Source organism: Pseudomonas sp. PB105, from assembly GCF_009764655.1.
GTDB lineage: Bacteria > Pseudomonadota > Gammaproteobacteria > Pseudomonadales > Pseudomonadaceae > Aquipseudomonas > Aquipseudomonas cyclaminis.
In genome coordinates this window covers 253,792-270,071 of the sequence record NZ_RWIO01000093.1, presented here as the reverse complement: position 1 = coordinate 270,071, position 16,280 = coordinate 253,792, and the positions used below count along the sequence as shown (strand labels likewise).

General features: G+C 60.4%; 15 protein-coding genes. 9 read left to right on the top strand and 6 right to left on the bottom strand.

The window, feature by feature from the left end:
* Positions 1-103 precede the first annotated feature (103 nt).
* A complete protein-coding gene (locus EJD88_RS24425; protein ID WP_158879209.1) occupies positions 104-1,339 on the top strand; it encodes a sterol desaturase family protein in 1,236 nt (411 codons plus the stop codon).
* Here EJD88_RS24425 and EJD88_RS24420 read toward each other — a convergent pair.
* Positions 1,320-1,955, bottom strand: coding sequence for a DedA family protein (locus EJD88_RS24420; protein ID WP_099585956.1), 636 nt, complete (start codon positions 1,953-1,955; stop codon positions 1,320-1,322). The genes EJD88_RS24425 and EJD88_RS24420 overlap by 20 nt on opposite strands.
* 207 nt (positions 1,956-2,162) lie before the next feature.
* Here EJD88_RS24420 and hemB point away from each other — a divergent pair, with 207 nt between their 5' ends.
* On the top strand, positions 2,163-3,176 hold the full coding sequence (hemB, locus tag EJD88_RS24415; RefSeq protein ID WP_099585955.1) for a porphobilinogen synthase: 1,014 nt from the start codon (positions 2,163-2,165) through the stop codon (positions 3,174-3,176).
* Between the two features lie 18 nt (positions 3,177-3,194).
* Complete coding sequence (ppk1, locus tag EJD88_RS24410) at positions 3,195-5,417, top strand: polyphosphate kinase 1 (RefSeq protein WP_112192727.1); 2,223 nt, start codon at positions 3,195-3,197, stop codon at positions 5,415-5,417.
* A gap of 92 nt (positions 5,418-5,509) precedes the next feature.
* Here ppk1 and ppx read toward each other — a convergent pair whose 3' ends face one another.
* Complete coding sequence (gene ppx / locus EJD88_RS24405) at positions 5,510-7,012, bottom strand: exopolyphosphatase (protein ID WP_160385030.1); 1,503 nt, start codon at positions 7,010-7,012, stop codon at positions 5,510-5,512.
* Positions 7,013-7,458: 446 nt separating this feature from the next.
* On the opposite strand from ppx, the gene EJD88_RS24400 reads away from it, so the two are divergent.
* From EJD88_RS24400 to EJD88_RS24385, 4 genes are all read left to right on the top strand, one after another.
* Entirely contained in the window at positions 7,459-8,115 is a 657-nt protein-coding gene (locus EJD88_RS24400; RefSeq protein ID WP_158879208.1) for a DUF1120 domain-containing protein, read from the top strand.
* Positions 8,116-8,238: 123 nt separating this feature from the next.
* A complete protein-coding gene (locus tag EJD88_RS24395) occupies positions 8,239-8,928 on the top strand; it encodes a fimbria/pilus chaperone family protein (RefSeq protein ID WP_256674407.1) in 690 nt (229 codons plus the stop codon).
* Between the two features lie 7 nt (positions 8,929-8,935).
* The gene (locus EJD88_RS24390) at positions 8,936-11,437 is read left to right on the top strand and encodes a fimbria/pilus outer membrane usher protein (protein ID WP_158879206.1); all 2,502 of its coding nucleotides are present in this window, start codon (positions 8,936-8,938) and stop codon (positions 11,435-11,437) included.
* A complete protein-coding gene (locus EJD88_RS24385; RefSeq protein ID WP_158879205.1) occupies positions 11,427-11,960 on the top strand; it encodes a hypothetical protein in 534 nt (177 codons plus the stop codon). The genes EJD88_RS24390 and EJD88_RS24385 overlap by 11 nt, the downstream gene beginning before the upstream one ends.
* Here the strand turns inward: EJD88_RS24385 and EJD88_RS24380 are convergent.
* The 4 genes from EJD88_RS24380 to EJD88_RS24365 are packed head-to-tail and all read right to left on the bottom strand — an operon-like array spanning position 11,932 to position 14,775.
* A complete protein-coding gene (locus EJD88_RS24380) occupies positions 11,932-12,669 on the bottom strand; it encodes an amino acid ABC transporter ATP-binding protein (protein ID WP_158879204.1) in 738 nt (245 codons plus the stop codon). The two genes, EJD88_RS24385 and EJD88_RS24380, sit on opposite strands and share 29 nt — an antisense overlap.
* Complete coding sequence (locus EJD88_RS24375; RefSeq protein WP_099585947.1) at positions 12,656-13,306, bottom strand: amino acid ABC transporter permease; 651 nt, start codon at positions 13,304-13,306, stop codon at positions 12,656-12,658. Before EJD88_RS24375 ends, EJD88_RS24380 begins: the two co-directional genes overlap by 14 nt.
* Entirely contained in the window at positions 13,303-13,971 is a 669-nt protein-coding gene (locus EJD88_RS24370) for an amino acid ABC transporter permease (RefSeq protein ID WP_158879203.1), read from the bottom strand. The genes EJD88_RS24375 and EJD88_RS24370 overlap by 4 nt, the downstream gene beginning before the upstream one ends.
* 18 nt (positions 13,972-13,989) lie before the next feature.
* On the bottom strand, positions 13,990-14,775 hold the full coding sequence (locus EJD88_RS24365; RefSeq protein ID WP_158879202.1) for a transporter substrate-binding domain-containing protein: 786 nt from the start codon (positions 14,773-14,775) through the stop codon (positions 13,990-13,992).
* A 255-nt stretch (positions 14,776-15,030) separates the two neighbouring features.
* Here EJD88_RS24365 and EJD88_RS24360 point away from each other — a divergent pair, with 255 nt between their 5' ends.
* Positions 15,031-15,726, top strand: coding sequence for a FadR/GntR family transcriptional regulator (locus EJD88_RS24360; RefSeq protein WP_099585945.1), 696 nt, complete (start codon positions 15,031-15,033; stop codon positions 15,724-15,726).
* Between the two features lie 121 nt (positions 15,727-15,847).
* Positions 15,848-16,177 (top strand): thioredoxin TrxA, encoded by a 330-nt coding sequence (trxA, locus tag EJD88_RS24355; RefSeq protein ID WP_099585944.1) that lies wholly within the window; start codon positions 15,848-15,850, stop codon positions 16,175-16,177.
* Positions 16,178-16,280: the final 103 nt, after the last annotated feature.

Sequence of the window (16,280 nt, the reverse complement as noted above, 5' to 3'; positions counted from 1 at the left end):
GGAGTCTTGGCGTTAAATGTCTACTAATTTGTAACCTGTTGCCAATGGGATCTCACGCCTCTGCACCTAATCTTGATGTAACAAAAATAGATCGGACTAGCCCATGGACTTCGTGCCTTACGCGGTACCGTTTTTCATTGCCTTGATCGTAGTGGAGCTGCTCGCCGACCGTTGGCGTGGTCAGCGCAACTACCGGGTGGCGGACGCCATCAACAGCCTCAGCACCGGCGTGCTGTCCACCACTACCGGGCTGTTGACCAAGGGCGTAGGACTGTTGACCTACGCATTCGCCCTCAAGCACCTGGCCGTGATCGAGCTGCCGACCCAGAGCGTCTGGTCCTGGGTCTTCGCCTTTGTGCTCTACGACTTCTGCTACTACTGGCTGCATCGCATGGGCCACGAGCGCAACATCCTGTGGGCCGCGCACTCGGTGCACCACCAGAGCGAGGACTACAACCTCAGCACCGCCCTGCGCCAGACCAGCACGGGTTTCCTGTTGAGCTGGGTCTTCTACCTGCCTCTGGCCGTGCTCGGCGTGCCGCTGGTGGTGTTCATCAGCGTGGCGTCCCTCAACCTGCTCTATCAATTCTGGGTGCACACCCGCCATGTGCCCAAGCTCGGCTGGTTCGAGTGGTGCTTCGTCACGCCGTCCAATCATCGGGCCCACCATGCACAGAACGCTCTCTACATGGATCGCAACTATGGCGGGGTGTTCATTTTTTGGGACCGGCTGTTCGGCACCTTCCAGGAAGAAGACGACAACGAACCGGTGGTTTTCGGCGTGACCACGCCCCTGGCCAGTTGGAACCCGCTGTGGGCCAACCTGCAGTTTTATGCGCAGCTGTGGAGCGATGCACGGCGTACAGAGAGCAAGTGGGACAAGCTGCGCATCTGGTTCATGCGCACCGGCTGGCGCCCGGCGGACGTGCAGGCCAAATACCCCCTGGCCAAGCCCGACTTGAGCCAGTTCCGAAAATTCGAAGTGCCGCTGGACGTGCGCCAACAGGTGTACATCGCCCTGCAGTTTGCGGCATATGTGGGGTTAGGCAGCTATTTGATGAATGTCGGCGAGGGTTTGCCCACGGCAGCGTTGGTCTTGGGCTGGAGTGGGATGGCGCTGGGGTTGTTTACTTTGGGCGTGGCCCTGGAGAATCGCCCGTGGGCCTTGAAGGCCGAGCTGGCGCGCCTGGCGCTGAATGTGCCGCTGGTGTGGCTGGCGCCGCAGGTCGGGCTGTGGCCGGCCAGCCACCTTGGCTGGCTGGGGCTGCTGAGTTACAGCCTGCTCAGCGTGATCGGCCTCTACTGCTGTAGAAGCCGGCTTACTCGACTGGTGTCTTAGGCGCTTCGACCGAGGCCGGCTCGGCTGCGAGCCTGGCCTTGGCGTCGGCACAGGCCTGGCGGGCAATGCGGGCGTTCTTGAAGCGGCGGCGCAGCCACAGGGCAAAGCCCAGCAGCAACAATGCGCCGAGGACCCACAATTCGTACTTTTTGACGCTGCCGAGCATGCCTTCCAGCACCGCGCCGAAGTGGTAAGCCGCCGCACCCAAGGCCGCGGCCCAGATGGCAGCACCAATCCCGTTGAGGATCAGGTAGCGCAGTGGCGGGTAGCCTGACAGGCCAATCGCCACCGGCATCACTGTGCGCAATCCATAGACGAAGCGAAAGCTCAGCACCCAGATATCCGGGTGTTTGCGGATATGTTCCAGCGCCTTGTCGCCCATCAATTGCCAGCGCGGTTTGCGTGCCAGCAGCTTGCGGCCGTGCTTGCGCCCCATGTAATACCAGAGCTGGTCGCCGGCGTAGCTGCCAAAGAAGGCAACGACCACCACCAGGTTGATATCCATGTAGCCACGGAACGCCAGGAAGCCTGCGAGCACCAGAATGGTCTCGCCTTCAAAGAAGGTCCCGAGGAAGAGGGCAAAGTAGCCGAAGTCATGCAGAAATTGTTGAAGCATGGTCTGGGTGCTGGCGAAATGAACGCGCAGCCTACGCCTTCGTGAACATTCATGAAAGTATCGAGATGTGTCACGAAGTGAACAATTCCTACATAAACGACGAATGCGACTACAGGTCGCATCGATAAGCACAACTGTCATACCTTCGTCATAATGGCCGCTTATAACTGCAACGCTAGCCCGTAAACCCGGGCTCAGGAGTCTGTCGTGAGCTTTACCCCTGCCAATCGCCTGTTCCCCGCCACTCGTCTGCGTCGCAATCGCCGTGATGATTTTTCACGCCGTCTGGTTCGTGAAAACGTCCTGACGACGAATGATCTGATCCTGCCGGTGTTTGTGCTCGACGGCGAAAATCGTCGGGAAGCGGTGGCGTCGATGCCGGGGGTGGAGCGCCTGACTATTGACCTGTTGCTTGAAGAGGCGGCGGGTTGGGTCGAATTGGGGATTCCGGCGTTGGCGCTGTTCCCGGTCACGCCGGCCGAACTCAAGTCCCTCGACGCTGCCGAAGCCTGGAACCCGGACGGGATTGCCCAGCGCGCTACCCGCGCCCTGCGCGAGCGTTTCCCCGAGCTGGGCGTGATCACCGACGTGGCGTTGGACCCGTTCACCACCCACGGCCAGGATGGCATTCTGGACGAAGAGGGTTATGTCCAGAACGACATCACCGTCGATGCGTTGGTCAAGCAGGCCTTGTCCCACGCTGCGGCAGGCGCCCAGGTGGTTGCACCGTCGGACATGATGGACGGACGTATCCAGGCGATTCGCGAAGCCCTGGAGCTGGCCGGCCACGTCAATGTGCGGATCATGGCGTATTCGGCCAAGTACGCAAGCGCCTACTACGGCCCGTTCCGCGATGCGGTGGGCTCGGCGCTGAATCTGGGCAAGGCCAATAAGGCCTCGTACCAGATGGACCCGGCCAACAGCCATGAAGCCTTGCACGAAGTGGCGGCCGATCTGGCCGAAGGCGCCGACATGGTGATGGTCAAGCCGGGGATGCCGTACCTGGACATCCTTTGGCGGGTCAAAGATGAATTCAAGGTGCCGACCTTTGTCTATCAGGTCAGCGGCGAATACGCGATGCACATGGCTGCAATACAGAACGGATGGTTGAGTGAAGGGGTGATTCTGGAATCCCTGACGGCCTTTAAACGCGCCGGGGCTGATGGCATTCTGACCTACTTTGCCGCCCGCGCCGCCCAATTGCTTAGAGAGCAACAATAGCCCTCACAGGAACATTCGATGAATACCGAAGGACTCTCCGAAGTTGCAGTAAAAGACGCTCACCCGGTGGTTGAACAAGTCACCGAGACACCTCCCGAGCTGGAGCCGGCCCCGCCTGCCGTGGTGGCCGAAGTGCCAGCGCCGGCGCCGGCGCCCCTGGTGACCAACCTGGATGACAGCAGCCTGTATATCCACCGCGAGTTGTCGCAACTGCAATTCAACATCCGCGTGCTGGAACAGGCGCTGGATGAGTCCTACCCGTTGCTGGAGCGCCTGAAATTCCTGCTGATTTTCTCCAGCAACCTGGACGAGTTCTTCGAGATCCGCGTCGCCGGCCTCAAAAAGCAGATCACTTTCGCCCGTGAACAAGCCGGTGCCGACGGACTGCAACCGCACCAGGCACTGGCGCGCATCAGCGAGCTGGTGCACGGCCATGTGGACCGTCAATACGCGATCCTCAACGATATTTTGCTGCCGGAGCTGGAAAAACATCAGGTCCGCTTCATCCGCCGCCGTCACTGGACCACCAAGATCAAGACGTGGGTGCGCCGCTATTTCCGCGACGAGATCGCGCCGATCATCACTCCTATCGGCCTCGACCCGACGCACCCGTTCCCGTTGCTGGTGAACAAAAGCCTCAACTTTATCGTCGAGCTGGAAGGTATCGACGCCTTCGGTCGCGATTCCGGCCTGGCGATCATCCCGGCCCCGCGCCTGTTGCCACGGATCATCAAGGTACCGGAAGAGGTGGGGGGCGCTGGCGACAACTATGTATTCCTCTCGTCGATGATCCACGCCCACGCCGATGACCTGTTCCAAGGCATGAAGGTCAAGGGCTGCTACCAGTTCCGCCTGACCCGTAACGCCGACCTGGCGCTGGACTCCGAAGACGTCGAAGACTTGGCCCGTGCCCTGCGCGGTGAGCTTTTCTCGCGGCGCTACGGCGATGCAGTGCGCCTGGAAGTGGCCGACACTTGCCCCAAACACCTGTCGGACTACCTGCTCAAGCAGTTCAACCTCAGCGAGACCGAGTTGTACCAGGTCAACGGCCCGGTGAACCTGACGCGCCTGTTCAGCATCACTGGCCTGGACAGCCATCCGGAGCTGCAATACACGCCGTTCACTCCGCAGATTCCGAAACTGCTGCAAAACAGCGAGAACATCTTCAGCGTCGTGAGCAAGCAGGACATCCTGCTGCTGCACCCGTTCGAGTCCTTCACCCCGGTGGTCGACCTGCTGCGCCAGGCCGCCAAGGACCCACACGTCCTGGCCGTACGCCAGACCCTGTATCGCTCGGGTGCCAACTCGGAAATCGTCGATGCGCTGGTGGACGCCGCGCGTAACGGCAAGGAGGTCACGGCCGTGATCGAATTGCGTGCGCGGTTTGACGAAGAATCCAACCTGCAACTGGCCAGCCGTCTGCAAGCGGCCGGCGCGGTGGTGATCTACGGCGTAGTCGGCTTCAAGACCCACGCCAAGATGATGCTGATCCTGCGCCGCGAAGCCGGCGAAATTGTGCGTTACGCCCACTTGGGCACCGGCAACTACCACGCCGGCAACGCCAAGCTCTACACCGATTACAGCCTGCTGACCTCCGACGACGCCTTGTGTGAAGACGTCGGCAAGTTGTTCAGCCAGTTGATCGGCATGGGCAAGACATTGCGCATGAAGAAGCTGCTGCACGCGCCGTTCACCCTCAAGAAGGGCATGCTCGACATGATTGCCCGCGAGACCCAGTTCGCCCTCGATGGCAAACCGGCGCACATCATTGCCAAGTTCAACTCGCTGACCGATCCGAAGATCATCCGCGCGCTGTACAAGGCCAGCCAGTCCGGCGTGCGCATCGACCTGGTGGTGCGTGGCATGTGCTGCCTGCGTCCGGGCATTGTCGGGGTGTCGCACAACATCCATGTGCGCTCGATCATCGGCCGCTTCCTGGAGCACACGCGGGTCTTCTACTTCCTCAACGGCGGCGAAGAGCAGATGTTCCTCTCCAGTGCCGACTGGATGGAGCGCAACCTCGACAAGCGTGTTGAGACCTGCTTCCCGGTGGAAGGCAAGAAGCTGATCATGCGAGTGAAGAAGGAGCTGGAAAGCTACCTGACCGACAATACCCACAGCTGGAGCCTGCAGTCGGACGGTCGTTACGTGCGCAACACGCCAACCGGCAACCAGAACCCGCGCAGCGCGCAGGCGACGTTGCTGGAGAAGTTGGGCAGCCCGATTCTTGCGGTGAACTGACACGCAATAAGGTCTGAAAATGTGGGAGGGGCGGTGCGACGATTCGACTTGCCCCCTCCCACATTTGTTTTTGCGGTGTTCTTTGGATCGAGTCAGCGCAGGTTCAGGCTGAACCCCACCCGCGTCAGCCACTCCGCTTCCTGGGCAAAGTCCGCCTGGGTCAGCTGGTTTTCATCCAGCCAGCCTTTGGGGAACATCACTTCCAGGCTGTCGCCATCGGCACGCAGTTTGACCTGGGGCATTTCCTGGGTGCCACGGATGTGGTGGAACAGGATCGCGAAGCGCAGCAGCACGCACAGGCGGATCAGCTTGATGCCTTCATCACCGAACTCGGCGAATTTATCCTTGGGGATGTTTCGGCGATGGCCGCGTACCAGCAGCGCAAGCATCTGCTGGTCTTCCCGGGAAAAACCGGCCAGGTCGGAGTGCTCGATCAGGTAGGCGCCGTGCTTGTGGTAATGGTAGTGGGCGATATCCAGGCCCACTTCATGCACCTTGGCGGCCCAGCCCAGCAGCTCACGCCATACACCGTCTTCCAGGTCCCAATCCTCGGCCACCTGGTCGAAGGCATGCAGGGCTTTGCGCTCTACACGTGCCGCTTGTTCCAGGTCAACGTGATAGCGCTCCATCAGCGAACTGAGGGTGCGTTCACGCACGTCTTCGTGGTGATGGCGGCCCAGCAGATCGTAGAGCACGCCTTCACGCAGGGCACCGTCGCAGTGGTCCATGCGTTGCAGTTCAAGGGCGTCGAAGATGGCTTCGAGAATCGCCAGGCCGGCCGGGAAAATGGTGCGGCGGTCGGGCTTGATGCCGTCGAAGTCGATTTTCTCCGCATCCCCGAGTTTGAACAGCTTGCGCTTGAGCCAGGCCAGGCCTTCGGCGTTGACCTCGCCCGTGCCATGCCCACCGGCCTTGAGGGCCAGGCCGATGGCCCGGATGGTGCCGGATGAGCCGATGGCTTCATCCCAGGTCAGGCGGTGCAGGGCGTGCTCGATGCTCATGATCTCCAGCCGCGCTGCGGTGTAGGCCTGGGCGTAGCGCGCCGGGGTGATCTTGCCGTCCTTGAAATAGCGCTGGGTATAGCTGACGCAACCCATCTGCAGGCTTTCGCGCAGCAGTGGTTCGAAACGCTGGCCGATGATGAACTCGGTGCTGCCGCCGCCGATGTCCGCCACCAGGCGCTTGCCGGGGGTGTCGGCCAGGGTGTGGGACACGCCGAGGTAGATCAGGCGCGCTTCTTCACGACCGGAGATGACTTCTACCGGGTGTCCGAGGATTTCCTCGGCGCGGCGGATGAATTCGCCACGGTTGCGCGCTTCGCGCAGGGCGTTGGTGCCGACGATCCGCACCGCGCCCAGGGGCATGCCGTTGATCAGTTGGGCAAAACGCTTGAGGCAATCGAGCCCGCGTTGCATGGATTCTTCATTGAGCTGGCGCGCGTCGTCGATCCCGGCAGCCAGTTGCACTTTCTCTCCGAGCCGCTCAAGGATGCGGATTTCGCCGTTCTGGGCCTTGGCCACGACCATGTGAAAGCTGTTCGAGCCCAGGTCGATGGCGGCGATCAGGGACAGATTCTTGGCTTGGGATTGCGGCATGGTTTGGGGGTCTCGGTCGATAACCTGACCATCGTGCCACGATCGACCGCTGACGCCAACGCGTTGTGCTTCGGGAATGTCGCCGGCGACGTCTGTAGGTGTTGTTTGTAGGAAGTGTAGGCTGTCGTCTTAAGCTGCTGCTCGCAAGTGCGCGAGCCACTGTAGGGGATTTTAACTTAGGGGCCTTTTACGCTTAGCTTTGATTTGGCCTACAGCCTGTGAGTCAGAGTTCTATTCATTATTTTGCTCAAGCCTACTGATGGGGCAGGCACGGACGACAGTTTATTTTTATCGCTCCGACACCAATTAAAGGGTTGTCTTATTCTTTAGGTAAGTGCCAAAGAGACAGACTGTCACTCGGCAATTTTGCCGTGGTGTTATTTATTTATGGTTTGAATTCAAGGCAAAAATAAATACGCCTGAAAACTTTCAGTGACAGGTCGAATATGAAGAAAATTGTTGGATTGACTCTTGGTATTGCTTATCTGGCTGCGGCCTTTAACGCTCAGGCATCCACCAGTGCAGAACTGATCGTCAGGGGTACGATCAAACCTGCCGCCTGCAACCTCAGCATGACCGGTGGCGGCATTATCAACTACGGCATCATCCCTTCGGGCAAACTGCTTCCGACGGCGTTCAACCCGCTCGCGGAAATGACCACTCCCCTGAGTATCAACTGTGGCACCACGGCTGCTCAGTTCGGGCTGAAGTTTGTCGACCTGCAGGCTGGCAGCAAAGTGCCAGGCATCCTCAATGCACTGGGGGCAGGTTATACCGAGGCTCATAACTACGGCTTGGGGAGCGCCTCTGGCCGCAGGACCGGCGGCTTTGCGGTTACCCTCAAGGACCTCCGGTCGTCGTCCACAGTGCTCAGTCCCATCGTACGTGTGAGCACCGGCGCGTGGCAGAACAGCGACGGCAAAGTTGCCCAGTCGCCTAGTCAACATTCGTGGCGCAGCAGTACAACCGCGGTTCCCGCCATGATCACTCAGTTGACCGGAACTATTGCTGTGAGGGCGGTGATCAACAAAGGTCAGGATCTGGACCTGAGCCGTGACATTACCCTTGATGGGCGTGCAACGCTTGAGTTGAATTACATCTAAGCGACTGAACTACAGCCGGCCTGAAACCCTATGTTTCTTGTCGGCTGTTTTTATGTGGGCGTCAATCGTCAACTTAAATGTTGCGGGGAGTACTGAGTGCTTAGTTTTTCAGCAATAAGTAATGTGCGGTTGCTGTGTGCAAGTGTGTGTTTGTATTTCGCAAGTTTTGCAATGGCGGACGGCATGTTGCCGGAAACTACCCTGGTTGTGCTCTATGAAGAGCAGGGCGAAGCCACCATAAACATCAAGAATACCGATGCGGCACCGGCGCTGCTTCATTCTGTCGTCGAGAACGTGCCCGAGGACGTGGAGCCGCTGCTGATTGTGACGCCGCCCATTACGCGCGTAGAGGCAGGTGAAACCCAGTTGGTGCGTTTCATCAGCACGTTGAAAGAGCCCTTGAAGACCCAGCGGTTGAAACGCGTTTCCTTCGAGGGCATTCCCCAGGCTAAAGCCCCTGGCGGTACGACCATCGGCATCACCCTGCGACAGAACTTGCCGCTGATCCTGCACCCACGAGGTTTACCTCTGCATCACACCCCTTGGGAGCTGCTGAAGTGGAAGCAGGTGGGGGAGCGCCTAACGGTTCATAACGACAGCGCTTACGTGGTGCGCCTGGCGCCGGAGGTGCAGTTGCTGCCTCAACAAATCGTTGCAACGCTGCCGCGCACCTATCTATTGCCGGGGGAAGCGCTGGCGTTGAGCGTTGATGGGCCGTTGGCGGGTGTGACTGCCGTCAATATCCAGCCGGCCACGGTCTACGGGTTTGCGGCGGACAACTACCGCGCCCCGATCAATGCCAATGGGGATTGATCGTTCCATGACAAACCTGTCGAGTAACAAACGTATGACGTCGTTGTGGCCCCGCCGACCCACGCTGCTTATGGGATTTGCGACGTTATGGAGTTTGCCTGGCCTTGCTCCCGCGCTGGAGCTGGGCGAGGGGTTCGATCTGGCGGCGCTCACCACCCATGGCATTGATCCGAAAGTGTCTGACTACTTCCGTAGTGCGGCGCGTTTTCGCGAGGGTGTTCAGGTGGTGGGGCTGCGGGTTAACGGGAACCCCCTGGGCTTGGTGGATGCACGGTTCGATTCAAACGGGCAGCTGTGTTTTACCCCTGGGCTGCTGGAGAAAGCCGGGTTGGTAACGCCCAGCGGCATGCTTGGCAAGGGGACTGATGCGGACCAGGCCTGCCATGACTTCCTCGGCGCTTTCCCGACGACGATGGTGCGACTGCGCCCCGGCAGCGACGAGGTGGCGCTGGTGGTACCGACCGGATCACTGCGTGCGCCGCAATGGGAGGCCGGACAATTTGCCCGAGGCGGTACGGCGGCGTTGTTCAACTATGACGTGCAGGGTTTCGACAGCCATTCGCGCAGTGGGCCCAGCCGGTTCGTTTCGGCCCATACCGAGGCGGGCTTCAACGTGGGGGACTGGATTGTTCGCAGTCGTCAATTCTATGTATCCGACAATGGTGTGGCCCGTACCGAGCATCTGTATGCCTATGCCCAGCGAGATCTCGCTGCGTTGCAGTCGACTTTCCAGGTAGGCCAACTCGCCAGTAACAACCCGCTGTTCAGCGGGATTCAACTGTCCGGTGTGCAGTTTTCCCCCGATGGCCAGTCGCGGGCGCCGGCGGGCAGCAACAATGCCGTGGTAGAAGGGCTGGCCCAAAGCCAGTCACGCATTGAAGTACGCCAGGCAGGCGTGCTGATTCACAGCACGCTGGTGCCTGAAGGTCCTTTCAGGCTGACGGGCCTGCCCTTGCTCAATGGCACCAGCGACCTGGAGGTCAGCGTCATCGATGTGCGGGGCGCCAGGCGCAGTTTCGTGGTGCCTGCCGCTTCGTTCGCAGGGGCTGCGCCAGCGGCACCGGGCTATTACTTCTCCCTTGGCAAGGTGCGTGAAAACGAGCAAGAGCAGGCCCCGTCGCCGGTAGTCGCCATGGCCAGCGGCACGTGGGGCCTGGGCCGCGACTCCTCGGCCGGCGTTGGCCTGTTGAATACCGACGAATACTGGTCGGCAGGCGGCACCCTCAGCAGCGTGTTTTTCCAGCGGGTTTCCGTGGGCGCACGTCATAACGTGTCCCGGGACAGTCGCAACGCGGTATCCGGGTCTCGCAGCAGTGTGTCGGTGAGCAGCCCGGTGTACGGCAATCTCGACCTCAATCTCAGCGCAACCACCCAGACCCGTGGGTATCGCGAGGTGCTGGGAGCGGGTCGCCCGAGTAACGCCGACGAACTGGGGTCGCGCTTCAGTCATCAGTACACGGCAGGCCTGAGCTGGGTCGATAACACGCTGGGGGCATTTTCCCTGGGCTACACCCGCAGCGCGCAGCTTGACGGGCACGCTACAGACCATGTGTTCGCTTCATGGAACAAGTCGTTTCGCCACGCCGATGTCGCGTTGATCGCCGACTCGCAAGTGGGCGGTAGCCAGGTACGCCGTGATGCTGCGAGTGGAGGCCGGCGGCGCGACACCGCCCAGGACGATGACCTGTCCGTGCGTTTGCAGGTCAGCGTGCCCTTGGGCAGTGATCGTCGCCTGAACAGCTATACCAGTCATCGTGGAAAGCAGGCCCGTGCAGGCGTCGCGCTCAGTGAACGGGTCAATGAGTATGTGAATTACGACGTGGGTATCGAACGTGACCTCAGTGCCAGGGAGCAATCGGTTCGGGGTCAGGTGGACCTGATGCCGCGATACACCCGCGTCGGCCTGGGGGTCAATTGGGACCCGCTGGGTACAAGCTATACCGGGCAGTTGCAAGGCGGCATGGTGGCTCACGAAGGTGGGTTGACGTTCTCGCCGTATGCCGTGCAGGACACGTTTGGCATCGCATCGGTGGGCAAGCTCAGCGCTGCGAAAATCGACACCCCGCACGGACCGGTATGGACCGACTTCAGTGGGCAAGCCGTGATCCCCGGCTTGCCGGCCTACACCAATAGTCGCATCGAAGTGCAAACCCAGTCCCTGCCCAAGCGTGTTGACCTGAAGAACGGCACCCAGGTGCTCGCCGCGGGCCGAGGGTCGGTCAACAGCGTGGCGTTTGATGTGGTGACAGTGCGCCGCATGTTGCTCTCCGCCGTTGATCAACAGGGTCGGCCGCTGCCTCAGGGCGCTTCGGTGTTCGACAACAACAATCGCTTCCTGACCAGCGTGGTGGGCGAGGGCATGATTTTCCTGAACGACGCCAATAACGAGCAAAGCCTGCGGGTTTCATTGCCGGACTCTTCTACCTGCCTGCTGAATCTGGCCACCGAGACCCCGCGTGACAATGACACGTTCTACGAGACAGCATCGGCGGTGTGCCATGGCCGCTGATCGCAAAGGTATGGGCTTTGCACTGATGTGCACATTGTTGATGGTCCAGGGTGTACGGGCTGAAAATTGCCGGGTGTCCGTCAGTCAGCCCCGTATCGACTATGGCGTTATTCGCAAGGAGACACTCGCCCCAAGCGCATCCTTCCCGCTGGGAACGCGCACGGTGCACCTGAGCGTACTCTGTGCAGAGCCTTCGGCAATGGCATTGCGGTTTGTCGGGGCGGCCGATGGGCAAGGTTTTCGCTTTGGTCGTGAGGGGCGCTTTCGTCTGACCCTCAAGCATGCCCAGGTGGATGGGCAGCCCGTCACGTGGGGGGTGGCACATCTGCCCGGTGAAGCTGTCAACGGGCAGTTATTGCCGGGCCGGGTCCTTGTGGCACCGGTGGCCGGAAAGCGACTTACCGCCCAGGTCGACATCGACACCGAGCTGCCCTCCGACGTTTTGCAGGTGCGCAGCCAGACCTTGCTGGAAGGGCAGGGTCATTTCGAACTGGTCAGCCCGGCTGCTCCACTGAACCGATGAAGTTGGCGAGCTCTGGGGTTTGCGGGTTGGCGAACAGTATTCTGGGGTCGCCAACTTCATGCACCTTGCCCTGGTGCATGAACACAAGCTTGTCGCCAACCTCTCGGGCGAAACGCATCTCGTGGGTCACCATGATCAAGGTCATGCCGTCCTTGGCCAACTGACGGACGACGCTGAGTACCTCATTGACCAGCTCCGGGTCCAGGGCCGAGGTGATCTCGTCGCACAGCAGCACTTTGGGTGACATGGCCAGGGCGCGGGCAATGGCGACGCGCTGTTGCTGGCCGCCGGACAGGCGATCAGGAAAGGCGTCGAACTTCTCGCCCAGTCCCACGCGCTCAAGCATTTGTCTTGCCAGTTGCGCGGCCTTGGCCTTGGACACTTTCTGCACCACTTGTGGGGCGAGCATCACGTTTTCGCCCACCGTAAGGTGCGGGAACAGGTTGAACTGCTGGAATACCATGCCGACTTTCTGCCGCAGGCTGCGCAGGTCGGCGCGGGCGGCGTCGAGGTATTCGCCGTCCACTTCGATCACGCCGTCGTTGATCGATTCCAGGCCGTTGAGGGTGCGCAGCAAGGTGGACTTGCCCGAGCCACTGCGGCCGATGATCGCCACCACCTGGCCTTCTTCAACGGTCAGGTCGATGCCTTTGAGGACGTGGTGATCGCCGTAATACTTATGCAGGGCGGAAATTCTAAGCAGAGGCATGCAGTCTCCTTTCCAGATAGCGCGCACTGAGGGACAAGGGGTAGCAGAGCAGGAAGTAACCGAGGGCCACCAGGCCGTAGACCATGAAGGGCTCGAAGGTAGCGTTGGCGAGCATGCCGCCGGTCTTGGTCAATTCGGTGAAGCCGATGATCGAGGTGACTGCGGTGCCTTTGACCACCTGCACCGAGAACCCCACCGTTGGCGCGACGGCAATGCGCAGCGCCTGGGGCAGGATCACATAGCGCAGTTGCTCCAGCGGATTAAGCGCCAGGCTGGCCGAGGCTTCCCACTGCCCGTGGGCGATGGAGTCGACGCAGCCGCGCCAGATTTCGGCGAGGTAGGCGCTGGTAAATAAAGTGAGGGCAATCGCTGCCGCCAGCCAGGGCGAAATATCAATCCCCAGCAAGGCGATGCCGAAGAACACCAGAAACAGTTGCATCAGCAGCGGCGTGCCCTGGAACAGTTCGATATAGGTGCGCGCAACATTGCGCGCGAACGCCTTGTTGCTGATGCGCATGGTCATCACCAGCAAGCCGATCAGGCCGCCGCCGATAAACGCCACCAGCGACAGCAACAGTGTCCACTGCAAGCCGGTCAGCAGATTGCGCACGATGTCCCAGAAGGAAAAATCACTCATCGGCTGTTCCTCATCACAAAGCGGCGGCCGATCCAGTTGAGCAACTGGCGAATCATCAGCGCCATGCACAGGTACACCAGGGTGGTCAGTGCATAGGTTTCAAATGCGCGGAAATTGCGCGATTGGATAAAGTTGGCGGCGAAGCTCAGCTCTTCGGTGGCGATTTGCGAGCACACCGCTGAGCCGAGCATCACGATGATGATCTGGCTGCTCAGGGCCGGCCACACCTTGCCCAGCGCCGGTAGCAGCACCACGTGGCGGAACGCCTCGAAGCGCGTCATCGCCAACGCTGCTGCAGCTTCCAGCTGCCCACGGGGAATGACCTGGATGCCGGCGCGGATAATCTCCGTGGAGTAGGCCCCCAGGTTGATTACCATCGCCAATACGGCCGCCTGCCACTCGGTAATCTTCAGCCCCAGGGACGGCAGGCCGAAGAAGATGAAGAACAGTTGCACCAGGAACGGCGTGTTGCGGATCAACTCGACATAGACGCCGAAGAACCAGGCAAACGGCTGGATCTTCCATGCCCGCACCACCGCGCCGACGGTACCCAGGGCCACGCCGAGGATCGCGCCGATGGCCGTCAGCTCAAGGGTGAACAGCGCGCCGCGCAGCAGCAGGTCGGTATTGGCCAGCACGGGTACAAAGTCAAATTGATACGCCATGAAGTCAGCTCCGTCGTATCAGAGATCAGCAGGCAGCGGCTCTTTGAGCCACTGCATCGCGTTCTTTTGCAGGCTGCCGTCAGCCTTGCCCGCGACCAGGATCTGGTTGACCTTCTCCAGCAGCGCCGGCTCGTTTTTGTTCACGCCGACGTACACCGGCGAATCCTTGAGTTTTACCTTCAGCGCCGGCACGCGTTTTGGGTTGCGTTCGCTGATCGCGACCATCACCACGTTGCCGCTGGCGATCAGGTCAACTTGGCCGGCCAGGTAGGCGGCGATGGTCGAGTTGTTGTCTTCGAAGCGCTTGATGGTGGCCTCCTTGGGCGCTACGGCGGTCAGCTCGATGTCTTCGATGGCGCCACGGGTCACGCTGATGGTCTTGCCCTTGAGGTCGTCGAGGCTGCTGATGGCGGCATCCGGTGGGCCGAACACCGCCAGGTAGAACGGCGCGTAAGCCTTGGAGAAGTCGATGACCTTTTCCCGCTCAGGGTTCTTGCCCAGGCTTGAGATCACCAGGTCGACCTTGCCGGTGGTGAGGAACGGGATGCGGTTGGTGCTGTTGACCGGGGTCAGCTCCAGTTTGACCTTGAGTTGGTCGGCCAGCAGCTTGGCGGTGTCGATATCCAGGCCGCGTGGCTTCATGTCCGGGCCGACCGAGCCGAATGGCGGGAAGTCCTGGGGCACTGCGACCTTGAGGGTGCCACGGGCGACAATATCGTCCAGACCGTTGGCCTGGGCGGGTGCCTGGATGAGCATCAGGCTGGCAAACAGGGTAGTGAGCAGGGCGCTGTAGCGCTTGGTCATGGCAACTCTCCGAGAAGGGCGAAGGAATTTTCTGAATTTGCTCAGTGCACAGCCCATGCCAGCACGCTGGGAATGGCGTGCAGGGCTGGGATTTGTTGAGGTGCTGTGGTCTTACTGGTCTGAACAGTGAGTGAGCTTTTCGCACTCTTTTCGAGCGCCGATAAAACCCCGCGAGCCCCTTTGGGGCGTGGCTTGCCGCCGGCCGCGATTAGCTTTACAACTAGCCACTCAGTTGTCTGGAACCTTGAGTTTTTTATGAATTCCATCGCCCAAGCCGTACCGGAAGCGGCCCTGCAGGCCATCCGCAAACTGATCAAGGAACAGGGTTTTGTGCCGGGCGACGCATTGCCGTCCCAGCGCGACCTGGCGGTGCAGTTGGGCGTGAGTCGGGCGTCGTTGCGCGAGGCATTGTCGTCCTTGAGTGCTTTGGGCTTGGTCAGCGTGCAGCCGGGCAAAGGTGTATTCGTGCAGGCGGCTGAGGAGGCGCCGGGATTTGCCTGGCCGTTCGCGGCCCAGGCCACGCCGCTGGACATCTTCCAGTTGCGCTATGCCCTGGAGGGCTTTGCGGCGGGGCTGGCGGCGGTGACGCTGACCATTGATGAATTGGACAGTCTTGAGGATAACGTCGAGGCGATGCGCAAGGTGCTCAAGGCAGGCGACTTCGAAGCGGCGGCGCGATTGGACTTCGAATTCCACCAGCGCATCCTGCTGGCCAGCGGCAACCAGGCAATGGTGAGTATCCTGAGTGCCAGCGCCGAGGTGTTCCTGGAGAGCCAGAAACTACCGTTCATCCGGCCAGAGCGGGCCATGGAAACCTGGCAGGAACATCGCAAGATACTGCGCGCACTGGCCCGCCGCGCCAGTGCGGCGGCACAGAAAACCATGCAGGAGCACGTACGGAACGCGGCGTTGCGTACGGGCATTGCCTTCGTGACGCCTGTCACGCCGTGAGTCGGGCCATACCCAAACTCATGCACCACCATAGCAAGACTCAATCAGAGGCGGCTTCCTGAACGGGGGAAGGGCGGCTATGATGGGCAACGTTTTTTTTGCTTACAATCCGGAGACATCCATGAGCAACGATCTTATCAAGCACGTCACCGACGCGACCTTTGAGGCCGAAGTACTCAAGGCTGACGGCCCGGTGCTGGTTGACTACTGGGCTGAATGGTGTGGCCCTTGCAAAATGATCGCTCCGGTCCTGGACGACATTGCAACCACTTACGAAGGCAAGCTGACCATTGCCAAGCTGAACATCGACGATAACCAGGAAACCCCAGCCAAGCACGGCGTGCGTGGTATTCCTACACTGATGCTGTTCAAGAACGGCAACGTCGAAGCCACTAAAGTGGGTGCGCTGTCGAAGTCCCAGCTGCAAGCTTTCCTCGACGCCAACATCTAAGCGTCGTCAAAAAGGCCCCGCAAATCGCGGGGCTTTTTCGTTAAACAGGGCTAGACGCTCCGAAATTCAGGTGGTACATTCGGCCCCGCACTGGTTTCTCCAC